We start from the raw sequence: 17,355 nt of genomic DNA on the forward strand, positions 1-17,355 counted from the left end.
TTCACGGTCAATCCCGGATAAAAACTGGATTAACCGTTCGGTGTCAGGCAAACAGTTCACCCTGCAACTCGTCGAGCAGCGCCTGGATCGCATCCAGCCGCTGTTGCGGGTCGTCGAGTTGCAGCAGGTCGATCTTGTCCTCTTCGGCGAAGGGCAACAGATAGGCCAGTTGATTGGCCAGCGATTGCTGCCCTGCCGCTTCGGTGCCCATGTTCAGCGCTTCGACCATCGGGTGTTCGGCGAGGGCCTTGAGCAATGCCACCAGATCGGCGTCTTCATCCTGCAGGGGGTGCTCGGGCTCTTCATCCAGCCACTCCACCTCGGCGACGATCAGTTGATCGCGCTGCACGTCGGTGCGCTGCACGATAAAGCGGCGCCCGCCTTGCACCCGGATACCCAGCAGCCCGTTGTCCTGCTGCTGGAAATCCGTAATCCGCGCCTCACAGCCAACCATCGCGAAACCTTCGGGGGCGACGCCGACTTCATGGCCTTCGAGAATGCACACCACACCGAAGCCGCCGCCCTGTTTCATGCAGCGACCGATCATGTCCAGGTAACGTGCCTCGAAGATCTGCAGATCCAGGTTGCAGCCGGGAAACAGCACCGTGTTCAGCGGGAAAAGCGGCAGACTCATAGACATTTCCTTACACCACCATTGTCACCGCCAACGGCAGGAAGACCGCCGTGGCCACGCCCATCAGACTCATCGCCAGCGCCGCGAAGGCGCCGCACTCGTCGCTTTCCTGCAACGCCACCGACGTACCGACCGCATGCGCCGTCATGCCCAGCGCCATGCCCCGCGCCTCCGGACTGTGCACGCCGAGGCGGGTCAACAACGCCGGGCCGAAGATCGCGCCAATCACCCCGGTGATCAGCACGAACACCGCCGCCAGCGCCGCGACGCCGCCAATCTGCTCGGCCACCAGCATCGCGATGGGCGAAGTCACCGATTTGGGCGCCATGGTCATCAGAATCATGTGATCGGCCCCGAACCACCAGCCCAACGCCACACCCATTCCCGTGGCGACCACCCCGCCTATCACCAGCGTAGTAAATATCGGCCAGAACAATTGGCGGATGCGCCGCAGATTCAGATACAGCGGCACGGCCAGCGCGACGGTCGCCGGGCCCAGCAGAATGCTGAGGATTTCCGTGCTCTTGCGATATTCGGCGTAGGTCAGACCGCAACCCACTAGCACAGCGATCACCAACAACATCGAAACGAGCACCGGTTGCAGGAAAATCCAGCGGGTTTTCTCGAAGGCTGCCAACACCAGTTGATAGGCACCCAGGGTGATACCGATGCCGAACAGGGGATGGTGAATCACCGACGCCCAGGCACCTTGCCAGTCGAACAGCATCAGGAATCCTCCGAATGCGGTGCGTGACGCTTGACCAAGCGTTGCATCAGCACCCCGGCGAAGGCCATGGACAGAATCAGCGACACCACCAGCGCGCCGACGATGGCCCAGAAGTCCGCGGCAATCGCCGTGGCATAGACCATTACACCTACCGCCGGCGGCACCAGCAGCAACGGCAGATAACGCAACAGACTGCCGGCGGCCAGGTTCAGCGGCTCGCCCACTTCACCGCGCACGATCAGAAACGCCAGCAACAGCAGAAGACCGATGATCGGCCCCGGCAGCACCGGCAACAGCAAATGATTGAGGGCCGTGCCGAGTAATTGAAACAGCACCAGCCACGTCAGGCCGCGTAACAACATCCGTCATCTCCGTCTTACTTTCCAACCCGCAAGTCGTCGGCATTATAAGCACGCCTGCGCTATGGATCGGCATTCGCCAAAAGCATGGTCGGTTGACCTGGGCAAATCGCCATGATGATCTACAGTGGTTCGCAGGGCGGGCAAATCCCCCACCTGAAAAACGATAAAACCGATGAACCCAAGGAGAGTCTCAATGCCCTATGTTCCAGTTGCAGAGCTCAAAGATTATGTCGGCAAGGAACTCGGACGTTCCGAATGGCTCACCATCGATCAGGAGCGCATCAACCTGTTCGCCGAAGCCACCGGGGATTATCAGTTCATCCATGTCGATCCGGTCAAAGCCGCGCAAACGCCATTTGGCAGCACCATTGCACACGGTTTCCTGTCGTTGTCGCTGATTCCGAAACTGATGGAAGACATCCTGATCCTGCCGCAAGGCGTGAAGATGGTGGTCAACTACGGTCTGGACAGCGTGCGTTTCATTCAGCCGGTCAAGGTCAATTCCAAAGTCCGGCTCAAGGTCGATCTCGGTGAAGTGACCGAGAAGAAACCCGGCCAGTGGCTGCTAAAGGCCACCGCCACCCTGGAGATCGAAGGCTCGGACAAACCGGCCTACATCGCCGAACCGCTGTCGCTCTGCTTCGTCTGAGTGCCGGGATGCGAAGCGGCTCACGCGGTTTCGCATCCACTCCTCTCTGCCGGCTGTATAAGGTCACATAGCTGCGGCATACTCGGTCGCCTAATTGCCCGGATCCCGCTATGCGCCAACTTGCTGCTCTTGCACCGCTTGCCCTGACCCTGATGCTCACCGCCTGCGGCGACGGCGAATCGCTGTTGCCCCCGGACGCACGGCTGCCCGATGGCGGACGTTACCGCGGTGAACTGGTCAACGGTCTGCTGCAAGGCCAGGGACGGGTCGACTACCCCAACGGCAGCTGGTACGCCGGCACCTTCGACAAGGGGCAGTGGCACGGCCAGGGTGAATGGCACGGCAGCAATGGCGAGGTCTATCGCGGCAACTTCCAGCAGGGCCTGTTCGACGGCCAGGGTACGCTGACCACCCATGGCGGCAGTTATACCGGCGGTTTCAGGCAGGGCCGGCGCGAAGGCGAAGGCACCCTCAAGGAAAACGCGATGACCTATCGCGGCGAATTCAAGGACGACCAGTATTCCGGGCTCGGGCGCCTGGAGCTGGATGACGGCAGCTCCTATCAGGGCCAGTTCCTCCACGGCAAACCCAACGGCGAAGGCCAGCGCGGCGACGCCAGCGGAAATCAGTTCAGCGGCCACTTCATCAATGGCCAGCTCGAAGGCAACGGCACCTTCAACAGCGCTGACGGTGACATCTATGTCGGCGGCTTCAAGAACAATCAACTGCACGGCAAGGGCCGTTACGAAAACGCTGACGGCGATGTCTGGCTCGGCCAGTTCAAGGAAGGCGCGCTGACCGGCAAGGGCGAACTGATCGGTGCCGACGGCAGCCATTACATCGGCTACTTCAACGACTGGCGTTTCAGTGGCCAGGGCCGTCTGAATCTGTCCGATGGCAGTTTCTACATCGGCGGATTCGACAGCGACAGCTACTCGGGACGCGGCACCCTGGTGCTCACCGACGGCACCGTGCTCAGCGGCACCTGGATCAACGGCCAGCGTGTACGCGACGCCGATGGCAAATTATTGCCCGACACCCTTGAACTCGGCCTGCTGGCCCAAGGGCGGTTGCTCGACGAAGCGCTGGCCAATGTGCCGGCCTCGACCCCGGCAGTGGAGCTGTACACCCTGACCCTCGGCGGCGACGGCAAGCAAAGCGTGTTCCTGCGCGAATCCGACTACGTGGCCAACATGCTCACCAGCCGTTTCGGTGCCGTTGGCCAGATCCGTCTGGTCAACCATCGCGACCACCTCGGCGACCGGCCGATGGCCACCCGCGAAAACCTGCGTCGCGCCGCCCAGACCCTGGCCGAACGCAGCGGTCCGGAAGACCTGATCTTCATCTACCTGACCAGCCATGGCACCGCCGAACACGAACTGGTCCTCGACCAGCCGCGCATGGAACTGGCCGATCTGCCCGCCGACGAACTCGCCACCGTGCTCGCGCCGCTGAAGAACCGCGACAAGATCATCGTGATTTCGGCCTGCTATTCCGGCGGCTTCATTCCGGCACTCAAGGACGAACGCACACTGATCATGACCGCCTCGCGCGCTGATCGCGTATCGTTCGGCTGCTCGGAGGAAGCCAACTTCACGTATTTCGGCGACGCCCTGTTCGCGCAGGCACTGAATCAGACAGACGATCTGGAGCAAGCCTTCAAACTGGCCAGGGCTACCGTGGCCGAGCGCGAGCTGGCGGACAATTTCGAAGCGTCCGAACCGCAGATCTGGGCACCGAAAACCGTGCTTTCACACTGGCAGCTACTGCGCAAGCAACAGGCTAGAAAAGCATTGCAAAGTGCTGCGTTGAACGACGGAGCGACAAACAGCAACTAAGCTGAACAGTATCAAGGGAGAGACACTATGTACTTGACGCCTCAGCATGTCCTGCTTGCCGGAGCCACCGGGTTGACCGGTGAACACCTGCTCGACCGCTTGCTCAACGAGCCGACGATTACCCGTGTCCTGGCCCCTTCACGCCGGCCGCTGGCCGAACACCCGCACCTGGAAAACCCCGTCGGCGATCCGCAGACCTTTCTGCCGCAACTGGCCGGCCGGGTCGACATCGCGTATTGCTGTCTCGGCACCACCATCAAGCAGGCCGGTTCCGAAGAGGCATTCCGCGCCGTGGATCTGGACATGGTGGTGGCGTTCGCCAAGCGCGCCCGGGAAATGGGGGCACGACACCTGATCGTGATCAGCGCCTTGGGGGCCGATCCCCGGTCCTCGATTTTCTACAACCGGGTCAAGGGCGAGATGGAACAGGCTTTGCGCGCGCAGGATTGGCCGCAACTGACCATTTGCCGGCCCTCGCTGCTTCTCGGCGAACGCAGTGAGCCGCGCCTGGGTGAGCAGCTTGCCGCTCCTTTTTCGAAACTGATTCCCGGCAAGTACCGCGGCATCGAAGCCTGCCAGCTGGCCCGGGCCATGTGGCGCCTGGCACTTGAGGAGCAGGACGGGGTGCGGATCGTCGAGTCGGATGAGTTGAGGAAGCTCGGCAAGTAAAAAAGATCGCAGCCATTGGCTGCGATCTTTTTTAAAGTCCGCCAGTCGCCTGGAACCCCACACCGATCACCGTCAGTAACGACAACGGCAACAGCAGTGTGTCGAGCAATGCACTGGCCGGCAGATCCACGCCGGGATAGCTCGGCGCCTCGGCCCCAAACCGATCCATCGCACAACACCCGCCATTCATTGCATACAGATCCAGCCGCGTACCGGAGTACACCACCGGCGCGCCAGGTTTGGCGGCATCCAGTGTGCGCGCGGTTGCGCAGCCGGTCAGTTGCAGCGCCAGCGCTATCACCAGCAGTTTATTCATCACTGCTCAGATGGTGCTCGCCCCAGCGCGGCAACATGTCCTGGGGGATGCCCAGCAGATTGAGAATCCGCGCCACCACGAAATCGATCAGGTCGTCGATGGTCTGCGGCTGGTGATAGAAACCCGGTGAGGCCGGCAGGATGGTCACGCCCATGTTCGACAGCTTGAGCATGTGCTCCAGGTGAATGCTCGAATACGGCGCTTCGCGCGGCACCAGAATCAACTGGCGGCGCTCCTTCAACGTCACATCCGCCGCCCGTTCGATCAGGTTGTTGCAGGCGCCTGTGGCGATAGCCGAGAGCGTACCCGTCGAGCACGGCACCACCACCATCGCCGCCGGCGCCCCGGAACCCGAGGCCACCGGCGACATCCAGTCTTCCTTGCCATATACCCGGATCTGCCCGGCGGCAGCGCCGGTGTATTCGGTCAGGAACGCCTGCATCGATTGCGGCTTGGCCGGCAGCGTTACATCCGTCTCGGTGGCCATCACCAGTTGCGCGGCCTTGGAGATCAGGAAATGCACCTCGCGATCCTCACGCACCAGACAGTCCAGCAGGCGCAAGCCGTATTGGGCGCCGGACGCGCCGGTCATCGCCAGCGTGATGCGTTCCGGGCCACCATCCTGGGAAAGCGTGTTCATTTCAGCGCCTCGGCGAGTTTGCCATGCAGGCCGCCAAAGCCGCCGTTGCTCATGATCACTACATGAGTGCCGGGTTGGGCCTGGCTCTTCACACGTTCGATGATACCTTCCAGCGAATCGCTGACAATCGACGGTACGGTGCACAGTGCGGCGGTGCCTGCCAGATCCCAACCCAGGTTGGCCGGGGCGTACCAGATCACCTGGTCGGCATCGACCACGCTGTCCGGCAGGCCGTCACGGTGGGCGCCGAGCTTCATCGAGTTGGAGCGCGGCTCGATGATCGCGATCAGCGGCGCATCGCCGATGCGTTTGCGCAGGCCGTCGAGGGTGGTGGCAATCGCGGTCGGGTGGTGGGCGAAGTCGTCGTAGATGGTGATGCCCCGGACTTCCGCTACTTTCTCCATCCGGCGTTTGACGCTCTTGAAGCTGCTCAACCCGGCAATGCCCATGGATGGCACGACACCGACGTGACGTGCGGCGGCCAGAGTGGCCAGGGCGTTGGCAACGTTGTGCTGACCGGTCAATTCCCACTCGACCACGCCCTGAGACTCGCCTTCGAACATCACTTCGAACGCCGAGCCGTCGTCTTTCAACAACTTGACCTGCCACTGACCGCCGGCACCGGTGGTTTGTACCGGGGTCCAGCAGCCCATTTCGATCACGCGCTGCAAGGCCGGTTCGGTGGTCGGATGGATTACCAGACCTTCGCTCGGAATCGTGCGCACCAGGTGGTGGAACTGCCGCTCGATGGCAGCCAGATCGGGAAAAATGTCGGCGTGATCGAACTCAAGGTTGTTGAGGATCGCCGTGCGCGGACGGTAGTGGACGAACTTCGAACGCTTGTCGAAAAACGCGCTGTCGTATTCGTCGGCCTCGATCACGAAGAACGGCGTGCCGCCCAGACGCGCCGACACCGAGAAGTTCTGCGGTACGCCGCCGATCAGGAAACCCGGGCTCATGCCGGCGTGCTCCAGCACCCAGGCGAGCATGCTGCTGGTGGTGGTCTTGCCGTGCGTACCGGCCACCGCCAGCACCCAGCGACCCTGCAGTACGTGGTCGGCCAGCCACTGCGGGCCGGAAACGTACGGCAGACCTTTATTCAGCACATATTCCACTGCCGGATTGCCCCGGGACATGGCGTTGCCGATCACCACCAGATCCGGCGCCGGATCGAGCTGCGCCGGGTCGTAACCCTGGGTCAACTCAATGCCCTGGGCTTCGAGCTGGGTGCTCATCGGCGGATAGACGTTGGCATCGGAGCCGGTCACGTGATGGCCGAGCTCTTTGGCCAGAACCGCCATCGAGCCCATGAAAGTCCCGCAGATACCCAGAATATGAATGTGCATAGTCGACCTCGTAAAACATGGCCGCAGGGTAGCCCAGGCAGGGGAAAACCGCACCCTCGTTTTCAGGAGGTCAGGTGCTGCGGGCAATCCCGTGTTTGCGCAGTTTTCTATAAAGGGTGTTGCGACTGACGCCAAGCTGCTCGGCAGCATGGGTCATGTGCCAGCGCGTGTGCTCCAGCGCATTAAGCAACGCCAGCCGTTCGGCGTCCTCCAGCGGCAGTGCGGACGACGCTTCATCGACATTGACCAACAACGGCTGTACCTGCCGGAACATCGCCGGCAGATCCTCCAGTCCGATCCGCCCTTCATCGCACAACGCCGCCAGCGTGCGAAGCACATTGCGCATCTGCCGCACGTTGCCCGGCCAGTTGAACCCGAGCAAGGCCCGGCGCGCCGGTTCTTCGATCAGGATCGTTTCACCACTCGCCTCTTCCGCCAGCAGGAAATCCAGCAATTGGGATTTGTCACTGCGCTCGCGCAATGGCGGCAGCGCCACTTCCAGCCCATTGAGGCGGTAATACAGATCCTCGCGGAAACTGCCGTCCGCCACCCGCTCCAGCAGATTGCGGTGAGTGGCACTGATGATCCGCACGTTGACCGCTTCCGGCTCGCCACCGATCGGCACCACCTGCCGGTCTTCCAGCACTCGCAGCAGTCGGGTTTGCAGTGCCAGTGGCATGTCGCCGATTTCATCGAGGAACAGCGTGCCGCCGTCGGCTTGCTGCAACTTGCCACGCATGCCGTCCTTGCGCGCCCCGGTGAAGCTGCCGCCGCGATAACCGAACAACTCGCTCTCGATCAGACTTTCGGGAATTGCCGCGCAGTTGAGCGCGACGAAGGCTTTGCCGGCGCGCTGACTGGCGTTGTGCACAGCCTTGGCGAACGCTTCCTTGCCGGAGCCGGTTTCGCCGTTGATCAGCAGCGGCACGTCGCGCTCGAACACCCGCAAGGCCTTGCGGAAATCCGCTTGCAGCCCGGCATCGCCCAGGCAAATGCCGGCCATGCGCGGTGCTTCGGGAGTTGCGGGTTTCGGCAGGACGGGGGACGGCTTGCGCGCTTCTCCACGCAAAACAGCAAACAGATGCCGTCCGTCACGAGTGCGCAACGGCCAGCTGGCGCTGGCCTGGGCACTGGCGCGACCGAGCAGCTCATCCAGCGAACAATCGAAAAACGCCTCCACCGGTTTGCCGAGCAAGCCGCCACGAATGTGCCCCAGCAGGTTCAATGCGCTCTGGTTGACCGCACTGATCCGCCCTTCCCCGTCAAACGCCAGCAACCCTTCGCTGAACAGCCCCACGGACTCGGCCTGGAGATGGAAACGCAGCAACCATTGATTATCGAAACAGCGCAGGAAGTAACAGCTCTCGATCATCTTCGCCGACAGATTGACCAGCGCCATGGTGTGAAACTGACTCTGACGCGAAACGTCCGGCCGCGCCGAGGAAACATCGAGCACCGCCAGCAGTTCGCCATGGGGGTCGAACACCGGGCTGGCCGAGCAGGTCAGGCCGGTGTGCCGACCGCGAAAATGTTCGTCCTGATGGATGGTCAGGGCCTGACGCTCGACCAGGCAGGTGCCGATGCCGTTGGTGCCTTCACAGGCCTCGCTCCAGTCTGAACCCAGCCAGAGGCCGGCGCGTTCGAAGATCTTGCGTTCGGCGGGAGCGGTAACGCAGTTGAGGATCACCCCGCGCGCGTCGGTCAGCAGCACCGCGTGTCCGGCGCCGGAGAGTTGTTGATGCAGGCTGCTCATTTCATTGCCGGCGATCTGCAACACCTGTTGCAGCCGTTCGCGGCTTTCGAGGATTCGACCGTGTTCGAGCACCGTCGGCGCCATGGTCAGGGCCGGGTCGAGGTGATAGTCCTCAAGACAACGCAGCCACGATCGGGCAATCGACGGATCGGCACCGGGGCCATGCAGATGCGGCTTGCCCTGGGTGACGGTGAGAACCTGTCGGGCATGGCGACTCAAATGGTTGTCGTGCATTTCTTATTATTCTCCCCGAAAGCCTCCCCTGAGTTCGGGGTTGGCACCACTTTGTGGCGAGGGAGCTTGCTCCCGCTCGAGTGCGCAGCGCTCGCCAACGTTCATGATCGGCAGACCGTGTGGGGTCGCTTCGCAGCCCGGCGGGAGCAAGCTCCCTCGCCACAGAGAATTGCTCCATGGACACAAGATGCCCAGCATCCTCCAGCCAACCGGTCTTTGCAATGCCGGCAAGACCGCCCGGTCACGGGTTGTGCCGGAAGCGGTACAAACTGTCACCCGGGCTGTGCCGATACCGTCACAGCAGCTTGCCACTTGTCCGACAGAAATCATCCAAGGCCTTGATTTTCCTGAGCTGCACGGCAGTGGCCCGGCCTTTGCTCTACGCTTATGGCAAGCGCACATGCGCCTCCCGACAAATACAAAAGCCAAGGAGAAATCGTCATGCGTTACGCTCACCCCGGTACTGAAGGCGCCAAGGTCTCGTTCAAGAGCAAGTACGGTAACTACATCGGCGGCGAGTTCGTCGCGCCTGTCAAAGGTCAGTACTTCACCAACACCTCGCCTGTGAATGGCCAGCCGATTGCCGAATTCCCGCGCTCCACTGCCGAAGATATCGAAAAGGCCCTGGACGCCGCCCACGCCGCTGCCGATGCCTGGGGCGCGACGTCTGTCCAGGCCCGCTCGCTGATCCTGCTGAAAATCGCCGATCGCATCGAACAGAACCTCGAAACCCTGGCGATCACCGAAACCTGGGACAACGGCAAAGCCATCCGCGAAACCCTCAACGCCGATATCCCGCTGGCCGCCGACCATTTCCGCTATTTCGCCGGGTGCCTGCGCGCCCAGGAAGGCAGCGCCGCCGAGATCGATGGCAACACCGTTGCCTATCACATCCATGAACCACTGGGCGTGGTCGGCCAGATCATTCCGTGGAACTTCCCGATCCTGATGGCCGCGTGGAAACTCGCCCCGGCGCTGGCTGCCGGCAACTGCGTGGTACTCAAGCCTGCCGAGCAAACCCCGCTGGGCATCAGCGTGCTGCTGGAGCTGATCGGCGACCTGCTGCCGCCGGGCGTGCTCAACGTGGTGCAAGGGTTCGGCAAAGAAGCCGGCGAAGCCCTGGCCACCAGCAAGCGCATCGCCAAGATCGCCTTCACCGGCTCGACCCCGGTCGGTTCGCACATCATGAAATGCGCTGCCGAGAACATCATCCCGTCCACCGTGGAACTGGGCGGCAAGTCGCCGAACATCTTCTTCGAAGACATCATGCAGGCCGAGCCAAGCTTCATTGAAAAGGCCGCCGAAGGCCTGGTGCTGGCGTTCTTCAACCAGGGCGAAGTCTGCACCTGTCCGTCCCGTGCTCTGGTTCAGGAGTCGATCTATCCGCAGTTCATGGAAGCGGTGATGAAGAAAGTCAGCCAGATCAAACGCGGCGACCCACTCGATACCGACACCATGGTCGGCGCCCAGGCGTCCGAGCAGCAATTCGACAAGATCCTTTCGTACCTGGAAATCGCCAAGGGCGAAGGTGCCGAGCTGCTGACCGGCGGCAAGGTGGAAAAACTCGAAGGCAACCTGGCTTCCGGTTATTACATCCAGCCGACCCTGCTCAAGGGCAACAACAAGATGCGCGTGTTCCAGGAAGAAATCTTCGGCCCGGTGGTGAGCATCACCACCTTCAAGGACGAAGCCGAAGCCCTGGCGATTGCCAACGACACCGAGTTCGGCCTCGGCGCCGGCCTCTGGACCCGCGACATCAACCGCGCCTATCGCGTGGGCCGGGCCATCAAGGCCGGTCGTGTGTGGACCAACTGCTACCACCTGTACCCGGCGCACGCCGCGTTCGGCGGGTACAAGAAGTCCGGTGTCGGCCGTGAAACCCACAAGATGATGCTCGACCACTACCAACAGACCAAAAACCTGCTGGTGAGCTACGACATCAACCCGCTGGGCTTCTTCTAAAGAACCGGGCGGCGCCGAACGATCGGCGTCGCCCCTTTCACCCCGATGACAAACCCTGGCCTGGCCGCTCTGGCACGGGCCTTGCGTACCCGTCATTCAGGATTTGCCTGAGCATCGCCGCTGCGTGAACAGCATCCACCCACTCAACCGCTGCACCTGAAAGTCCAACAGATCGAACAATAAAAAGAGAAAGAGAGGACTTATGACTTCCACCACACAGCTCAAACCCACACTCGGCACCCTGCACCTGTGGGGTATTGCCGTCGGCCTGGTGATTTCCGGCGAATACTTCGGCTGGAGTTACGGCTGGGGCACGGCAGGAACATTGGGATTCCTGGTCACGGCCCTGATGGTTGCGACCATGTACACCTGCTTCATCTTCAGCTTCACCGAACTGACCACCGCGATTCCCCACGCGGGCGGACCGTTTGCCTACAGCCGTCGGGCCTTCGGTGAGAAAGGCGGGTTGATCGCCGGCATCGCCACGCTGATCGAATTCGTCTTCGCCCCACCCGCCATCGCCATGGCCATCGGCGCCTACCTCAACGTGCAGTATCCGGAGCTCGATCCGAAAGTCGCGGCGGTCGGCGCGTACTTTGTGTTCATGACCCTGAACATCCTCGGCGTGAGTATTGCCGCGACCTTCGAACTGGTGGTCACCGTGCTCGCCGTCGCCGAATTGCTGGTGTTCATGGGCGTGGTCGCACCGGGCTTCAGCTTCAGCAACTTCGTACTTAACGGATGGTCGGGTTCCAGCGAATTCAGCCTCGGCTCGATTCCCGGGATCTTCGCCGCCATTCCTTTCGCGATCTGGTTTTTCCTCGCCATCGAGGGCGCGGCCATGGCGGCCGAAGAAGCCAAGGACCCGAAACGCACGATTCCCAAGGCTTATGTCAGCGGCATCCTGACCCTGGTGTTCCTGGCCATCGGCGTCATGGTGATGGCCGGCGGCGTCGGCGACTGGCGACAACTGGCGAACATCAATGACCCGCTGCCTCAGGCGATGAAAGCGGTGGTCGGCAACAATTCGACCTGGATGCACATGCTGGTGTGGATCGGCCTGTTCGGGCTGGTGGCGAGTTTCCACGGGATCATCCTCGGCTACTCGCGGCAGTTCTTTGCACTGGCCCGAGCCGGTTATCTGCCGAAAAGCCTGGCCAGACTCTCGCGTTTCCAGACCCCGCACCGGGCGATTCTGGCCGGCGGTGTGATCGGCATTGCCGCAATCTACAGCGACGGCCTGGTCAATCTGCAAGGCATGAGCCTCACCGCCGCGATGATCACCATGTCGGTGTTCGGCGCTATCGTGATGTACATCATCAGCATGCTCAGCCTGTTCAAACTGCGTAAAACCGAGCCGAACCTGGAGCGCACCTTCCGCGCCCCGGGTTATCCGATCGTGCCGGGAATTGCGTTGTTTCTGGCGCTGGTGTGTCTGGTGGCAATGGCTTGGTTCAACACGCTGATCGGCTGTGTGTTCGTCGGTTTCATGGCCGCCGGTTACCTGTATTTCCAGCTGACCGCCAAACAACGCTCCGAAGCACCGGCAGACGCTATGCTCGAAAGTGTCTGAACGTTATCCGGATTGCACCGGCACCGGGCCTCAGGCTCGGTGCCTGCACTAAAAGCATTCATTCAGGAGGAACGCGCCCAATGGCCGCATTTGCCCATACCGTCGGCGCCCAGACCTACCGCTTCGACAGCCTCAAGGACGTGATGGCCAAGGCCAGTCCGGCACGTTCCGGGGATTTCCTGGCCGGCGTCGCCGCGCTCAACGATGGCGAGCGAGTGGCCGCGCAAATGGCGCTGGCCGACATCCCGCTCACGCATTTCCTGCAGGAAGCGCTGATTCCCTACGAAGCTGATGAAGTCACCCGGCTGATCATCGACAGCCATGACAAACAGGCCTTCGCGGTTGTCAGCCATCTAACGGTTGGCGGCTTTCGCGACTGGCTGTTGAGCGAGGCGGCCGACGAGTCCAGCCTGCGCGCCCTCGCCCCCGGCCTGACACCGGAAATGGTCGCCGCCGTGTCGAAGATCATGCGCGTGCAGGATCTGGTGCTGGTGGCGCAGAAGATCCGCGTCGTGACGAAGTTTCGCGGAACCCTCGGCCTGCGCGGACGGTTATCCACAAGGCTGCAACCCAATCACCCGACCGACGAGCCGTCCGGCATCGCCGCGAGCATTCTCGACGGTCTGCTGTACGGCAACGGCGACGCGATGATCGGCATCAACCCGGCCACTGACAGCATCGCCTCGATCTGCGCGATGCTGGAAATGCTCGACGCAATCATCCAGCGCTACGACATTCCGACCCAGGCCTGCGTGCTGACCCACGTCACCACCTCCATAGAAGCGATCAACCGTGGAGTGCCGCTGGATCTGGTGTTCCAGTCGATTGCCGGTACCGAGGCGGCCAATGCCAGTTTCGGTATCAATCTGAACGTGTTGCAGGAAGGTTATGAAGCGGGACTGAGCCTCAATCGCGGCACGCTCGGGCAGAACCTGATGTATTTCGAAACCGGCCAGGGCAGCGCGCTGTCGGCCAACGCCCACCACGGGGTCGATCAACAGACCTGCGAGACCCGGGCCTACGCCGTGGCACGGCATTTCAAGCCGTTTCTGGTGAACACCGTCGTAGGCTTCATCGGCCCGGAATACCTCTACAACGGCAAGCAGATCATCCGTGCCGGCCTCGAAGACCACTTCTGCGGCAAGCTGCTCGGCGTGCCGATGGGCTGCGACATCTGCTACACCAACCACGCCGAGGCCGACCAGGATGACATGGACACCCTGCTGACCTTGCTGGGCGTGGCCGGGATCAATTTCATCATGGGTATCCCCGGCTCCGACGACATCATGCTCAACTACCAGACCACCTCGTTCCACGACGCGCTCTATGCGCGCCAGACTCTGGGCCTGAAACCGGCGCCGGAGTTCGAGCAGTGGCTGGCAAACATGGGCATCTTCACCCAGGCGGACGGCAAGGTCCGCTTCGGCAACAACCTGCCGCCGGCGTTCCGCCAGGCGTTGGCGCAACTGGGATGATTCAGATGGAAAAACCGCCCGTCGATCCACAAAACCCCTGGCATGAGCTGCGTCGCCTGACCCCGGCGCGGATCGCCCTCGGCCGCACCGGCACCAGCCTGCCGACCCGCGCACAGCTGGATTTCCAGTACGCCCACGCGCAGGCCCGGGATGCCGTGCATCTGCCCTTCGATCACGCCGGGCTCAGTGCCCAACTGGCCGAACGCCAGCGCGACAGCCTGCTGCTGCACAGCGCGGCGACGGATCGCAACAGTTACCTGCAACGTCCGGATCTGGGGCGCAAGTTGAGCGATCAATCGGCGCAAACCTTGCGCGAATACGCCCTGGCGAATCCGGGCGGCGTGGATCTGGTGATCGTAGTGGCCGATGGTCTCTCGGCGCTGGCGGTGCATCGGCATACCCTGCCATTCCTCACCCGCCTGGAAGAACAGATGGCAGCCGACGAATGGTCTATCGCGCCCGTGGTGCTGGTTGAACAAGGTCGAGTGGCTGTTGGCGACGAAATCGGCCAGTTACTGGGCGCCAAAATGGTCGTAATGCTGATCGGAGAGCGCCCCGGCCTCAGTTCGCCGGACAGCCTCGGTTTATATTTCACCTACAATCCAAAGGTCGGCCTCACCGATGCCTACCGCAATTGCATCTCCAATGTGCGGCTTGAAGGCTTGAGCTACGGCATGGCGGCCCATCGCCTGCTGTATCTGATGCGCGAAGCCTGTCGACGGCAGCTGTCGGGGGTCAATCTGAAGGACGAGGCGCAGGTTCAGACGCTGGAATCGGAAGCCGGTGCAGACATGAAGAGTAATTTCCTACTCGATCCGCCCCCGGCCTGAACCGTTTCCGCATTGCCTTACTGCGCCGCTTTCAGGCAGGATCGACGCACGGCCGCCCGGGTTTCCCATCGCCGTCAGAGCAGTTGAAGACAGCCACTTGAAGACGAGACCTATCATGCGGATTATTCAAGCGACCCTCGAACACCTGGACCTGCTGGCCCCGCTGTTCGTCAAATATCGTGAGTTCTACGGCGCACTGCCTTATCCGGACTCGTCCCGGGCCTTCCTCGAAAAGCGTCTGCGGCGCAAGGAATCGGTCATTTACCTGGCCCTGGCCGATGATGACGACAAGAAGCTCATGGGCTTCTGCCAGCTCTACCCGAGCTTTTCCTCGCTGTCGCTCAAGCGCGTGTGGATCCTCAACGACATCTATGTTGCCGAAGATGCCCGCCGTCAGCTGGTCGCCGACAATCTGATCCGCACCGCCAAGCGTATGGCCAAGGAAACCCAGGCTGTGCGCATGCGCGTGTCCACCAGCAGCGACAACGAAGTGGCGCAGAAAACCTACGAGTCCATCGGCTTCAAGGAAGACACCGAGTTCAAGAACTACATTCTGCCGATCAGCGACGAACTCTGATTTTTTCTAACAGGCCATCGTGGCGAAGGAGCAGTCTTCCTCGCCACCAAGGCCTGCGCGTCGTTTCCCCTCGAAACGCCCCGCTACAAAACCAACGCGCTTTTCACCTATCAGATCGTATAATCCTGTGCTTTCCGGCTTGTAAGAAAAACTACACCCGCTTGTAGGCTTACACCGAATCATCCGCACAGGCCTGCCGAGTCGGGCCATCACCACAGGTGCCCACATGGATTTCAACCCGATCGACATCATTCTGCATCTCGACGTCTACCTCGACATGCTGGTGAATAACTATGGGACCTGGATCTACGCCATCCTGTTTCTGGTCATTTTTTGCGAAACCGGACTGGTGGTCACACCGTTCCTGCCAGGTGATTCGCTGTTGTTCATCGCTGGCGCAGTCGCAGCCGGCGGCGGCATGGACCCGGTATTGCTGGCCGGTCTATTGATGCTGGCGGCGATCCTGGGCGACAGCACCAACTACGTGATCGGACGGACGGCCGGAGAGAAGCTGTTCAGCAATCCGGATTCGAAAATTTTCCGTCGGGATTATCTGCAACAGACTCACGACTTCTACGACAAGCACGGCGGCAAGACCGTGACCCTGGCGCGCTTCCTGCCGATCATCCGCACATTTGCGCCGTTCGTCGCCGGCGTCGCGAAAATGCCTTACCCGCGTTTCTTCGGCTTCAGCGTGTTCGGCACGATTCTGTGGGTCGGCGGTCTGGTGACCCTGGGCTACTTCTTCGGCAACGTACCGTTCATCAAGAAGAATCTGTCGCTGCTGGTGGTCGGTATCATCCTGCTGTCGCTGGTGCCGATGATCATCGGCATGCTGCGCAGCCGCCTTGGCGGTGCCGGTTCCAAAGCCGAGTCGCGCTGATCCGATGTGGTCACTGAGCGCCTGGCGACGCCGGCGCATTCTGGCCAGGCACCCGATTGCCGATGACATGTGGCAACGGGTGCGCCACCATCTGAGCTTTCTTGACGGCATCAGCCCGGCAGAGGACCAATGGTTGCGCGAAGCCTGCGTACTGTTCCTCGAAGACAAACACCTGACCGCCCTGCCCGGTGTCGAGCTGCATCAGGAACAGCGTCTGCTGCTCGCAGCCCAGGCGCAGTTGCCGCTTTTGCACCTCGGCGATCTGAACTGGTATCAGGGCTTCCACGAAATCATTCTGTACCCCGACGACTTCCTCAGCCCGCAGCGCCATCGCGATGCCAGTGGCGTCGAGCACGAGTGGGATGGCGAACATAGCGGCGAAGCCTGGCAGCAGGGGCCGGTCATTCTCGCCTGGCCCGGAGTGATGGCCAGTGGTGGCTGGGAAGGCTATAACCTGGTGATCCACGAACTGGCGCACAAACTCGACATGCTCAACGGCAACGCCAATGGCCTGCCGCCGCTGCACGCCGACATGCGGGTCAGCGACTGGGCCGAGGTCATGCAGGCGGCCTACGATGATCTCAACCGCCAGCTCGACCGCCATCCCGACGCCGAAACGGCCATCGACCCGTATGCCGCCGAGAACCCGGCCGAGTTCTTTGCCGTCACCAGCGAATACTTTTTCAGCGCCCCGGACCTGCTGCACGAGGCTTATCCACAGGTGTATGCGCAGCTGCGACTTTTCTATCGCCAGGATCCATTGGCCCGACTGAAGCAACTTCAGGCCACGGACCCGGTCTATCAGGCACACGAGTAAGGCCCGGACGACTTTCGGTGCATGGCATCGCGGGTCGAATATGCCTATAATCGCCGCCACTTTTTGGTCA

General features: G+C 61.6%; 17 protein-coding genes. 10 read left to right on the forward strand and 7 right to left on the reverse strand.

Annotated elements, in window-relative coordinates; genetic code table 11:
- Window positions 1-43: 43 nt before the first annotated feature.
- The 3 genes from ACK6BI_RS05490 to ACK6BI_RS05500 are packed head-to-tail and all read right to left on the reverse strand — an operon-like array spanning window position 44 to window position 1,723.
- Window positions 44-634: an LON peptidase substrate-binding domain-containing protein gene (locus ACK6BI_RS05490; protein WP_409316284.1), complete on the reverse strand. Its 591-nt coding sequence runs from the start codon at window positions 632-634 to the stop codon at window positions 44-46.
- 10 nt (window positions 635-644) lie between these two features.
- Window positions 645-1,361: an LrgB family protein gene (locus ACK6BI_RS05495; protein ID WP_065259581.1), complete on the reverse strand. Its 717-nt coding sequence runs from the start codon at window positions 1,359-1,361 to the stop codon at window positions 645-647.
- A complete protein-coding gene (locus tag ACK6BI_RS05500; protein ID WP_409316285.1) occupies window positions 1,361-1,723 on the reverse strand; it encodes a CidA/LrgA family protein in 363 nt (120 codons plus the stop codon). The genes ACK6BI_RS05495 and ACK6BI_RS05500 overlap by 1 nt, the downstream gene beginning before the upstream one ends.
- A gap of 193 nt (window positions 1,724-1,916) precedes the next feature.
- On the opposite strand from ACK6BI_RS05500, the gene ACK6BI_RS05505 reads away from it, so the two are divergent.
- The 3 genes from ACK6BI_RS05505 (at window position 1,917) to ACK6BI_RS05515 (ending at window position 4,879) form a co-directional block, all read left to right on the forward strand.
- The gene (locus ACK6BI_RS05505; RefSeq protein WP_007909575.1) at window positions 1,917-2,372 is read left to right on the forward strand and encodes a MaoC family dehydratase; all 456 of its coding nucleotides are present in this window, start codon (window positions 1,917-1,919) and stop codon (window positions 2,370-2,372) included.
- A 110-nt stretch (window positions 2,373-2,482) separates the two neighbouring features.
- Window positions 2,483-4,210 (forward strand): C13 family peptidase, encoded by a 1,728-nt coding sequence (locus ACK6BI_RS05510; RefSeq protein ID WP_409316286.1) that lies wholly within the window; start codon window positions 2,483-2,485, stop codon window positions 4,208-4,210.
- Between the two features lie 27 nt (window positions 4,211-4,237).
- The gene (locus tag ACK6BI_RS05515; RefSeq protein WP_409316287.1) at window positions 4,238-4,879 is read left to right on the forward strand and encodes an oxidoreductase; all 642 of its coding nucleotides are present in this window, start codon (window positions 4,238-4,240) and stop codon (window positions 4,877-4,879) included.
- 31 nt (window positions 4,880-4,910) lie between these two features.
- Here ACK6BI_RS05515 and ACK6BI_RS05520 read toward each other — a convergent pair whose 3' ends face one another.
- The 4 genes from ACK6BI_RS05520 to ACK6BI_RS05535 form a co-directional block, all read right to left on the reverse strand.
- Window positions 4,911-5,195, reverse strand: a complete 285-nt coding sequence (locus ACK6BI_RS05520) for a YceK/YidQ family lipoprotein (RefSeq protein WP_409316288.1) — start codon at window positions 5,193-5,195, stop codon at window positions 4,911-4,913.
- The gene (gene ubiX, locus ACK6BI_RS05525) at window positions 5,188-5,835 is read right to left on the reverse strand and encodes a flavin prenyltransferase UbiX (RefSeq protein WP_409316289.1); all 648 of its coding nucleotides are present in this window, start codon (window positions 5,833-5,835) and stop codon (window positions 5,188-5,190) included. Before ubiX ends, ACK6BI_RS05520 begins: the two co-directional genes overlap by 8 nt.
- Entirely contained in the window at window positions 5,832-7,181 is a 1,350-nt protein-coding gene (gene mpl / locus ACK6BI_RS05530) for a UDP-N-acetylmuramate:L-alanyl-gamma-D-glutamyl-meso-diaminopimelate ligase (RefSeq protein ID WP_409316290.1), read from the reverse strand. Before mpl ends, ubiX begins: the two co-directional genes overlap by 4 nt.
- A 70-nt stretch (window positions 7,182-7,251) precedes the next feature.
- Window positions 7,252-9,168 carry a sigma-54-dependent Fis family transcriptional regulator gene (locus ACK6BI_RS05535; RefSeq protein WP_409316291.1) on the reverse strand — a complete coding sequence of 639 codons (1,917 nt, stop codon included), beginning with the start codon at window positions 9,166-9,168 and terminating at the stop codon, window positions 7,252-7,254.
- A 441-nt stretch (window positions 9,169-9,609) separates the two neighbouring features.
- Here ACK6BI_RS05535 and ACK6BI_RS05540 point away from each other — a divergent pair, with 441 nt between their 5' ends.
- The 7 genes from ACK6BI_RS05540 to ACK6BI_RS05570 all read left to right on the forward strand — a co-directional run bounded on the left by ACK6BI_RS05540 (window position 9,610) and on the right by ACK6BI_RS05570 (window position 17,285).
- The gene (locus tag ACK6BI_RS05540; protein ID WP_409316292.1) at window positions 9,610-11,130 is read left to right on the forward strand and encodes an aldehyde dehydrogenase family protein; all 1,521 of its coding nucleotides are present in this window, start codon (window positions 9,610-9,612) and stop codon (window positions 11,128-11,130) included.
- A gap of 202 nt (window positions 11,131-11,332) precedes the next feature.
- Entirely contained in the window at window positions 11,333-12,703 is a 1,371-nt protein-coding gene (gene eat / locus ACK6BI_RS05545; protein WP_409316293.1) for an ethanolamine permease, read from the forward strand.
- An 80-nt stretch (window positions 12,704-12,783) separates the two neighbouring features.
- Window positions 12,784-14,178, forward strand: a complete 1,395-nt coding sequence (locus ACK6BI_RS05550; protein WP_305835654.1) for an ethanolamine ammonia-lyase subunit EutB — start codon at window positions 12,784-12,786, stop codon at window positions 14,176-14,178.
- Window positions 14,179-14,183: 5 nt separating this feature from the next.
- Window positions 14,184-15,008 (forward strand): ethanolamine ammonia-lyase subunit EutC, encoded by an 825-nt coding sequence (gene eutC / locus ACK6BI_RS05555; RefSeq protein WP_409316294.1) that lies wholly within the window; start codon window positions 14,184-14,186, stop codon window positions 15,006-15,008.
- A gap of 115 nt (window positions 15,009-15,123) precedes the next feature.
- Window positions 15,124-15,585 (forward strand): N-acetyltransferase, encoded by a 462-nt coding sequence (locus ACK6BI_RS05560; protein WP_085712303.1) that lies wholly within the window; start codon window positions 15,124-15,126, stop codon window positions 15,583-15,585.
- 226 nt (window positions 15,586-15,811) lie between these two features.
- Window positions 15,812-16,468, forward strand: coding sequence for a DedA family protein (locus ACK6BI_RS05565; RefSeq protein WP_065259568.1), 657 nt, complete (start codon window positions 15,812-15,814; stop codon window positions 16,466-16,468).
- A 4-nt stretch (window positions 16,469-16,472) separates the two neighbouring features.
- On the forward strand, window positions 16,473-17,285 hold the full coding sequence (locus ACK6BI_RS05570; RefSeq protein WP_065259567.1) for a zinc-dependent peptidase: 813 nt from the start codon (window positions 16,473-16,475) through the stop codon (window positions 17,283-17,285).
- The last annotated feature ends 70 nt before the right edge of the window (window positions 17,286-17,355 follow it).

The sequence above is a fragment of the Pseudomonas sp. KCJK9016 genome (assembly GCF_046231795.1).
GTDB classification, from domain to species: domain Bacteria; phylum Pseudomonadota; class Gammaproteobacteria; order Pseudomonadales; family Pseudomonadaceae; genus Aquipseudomonas; species Aquipseudomonas bananamidigenes.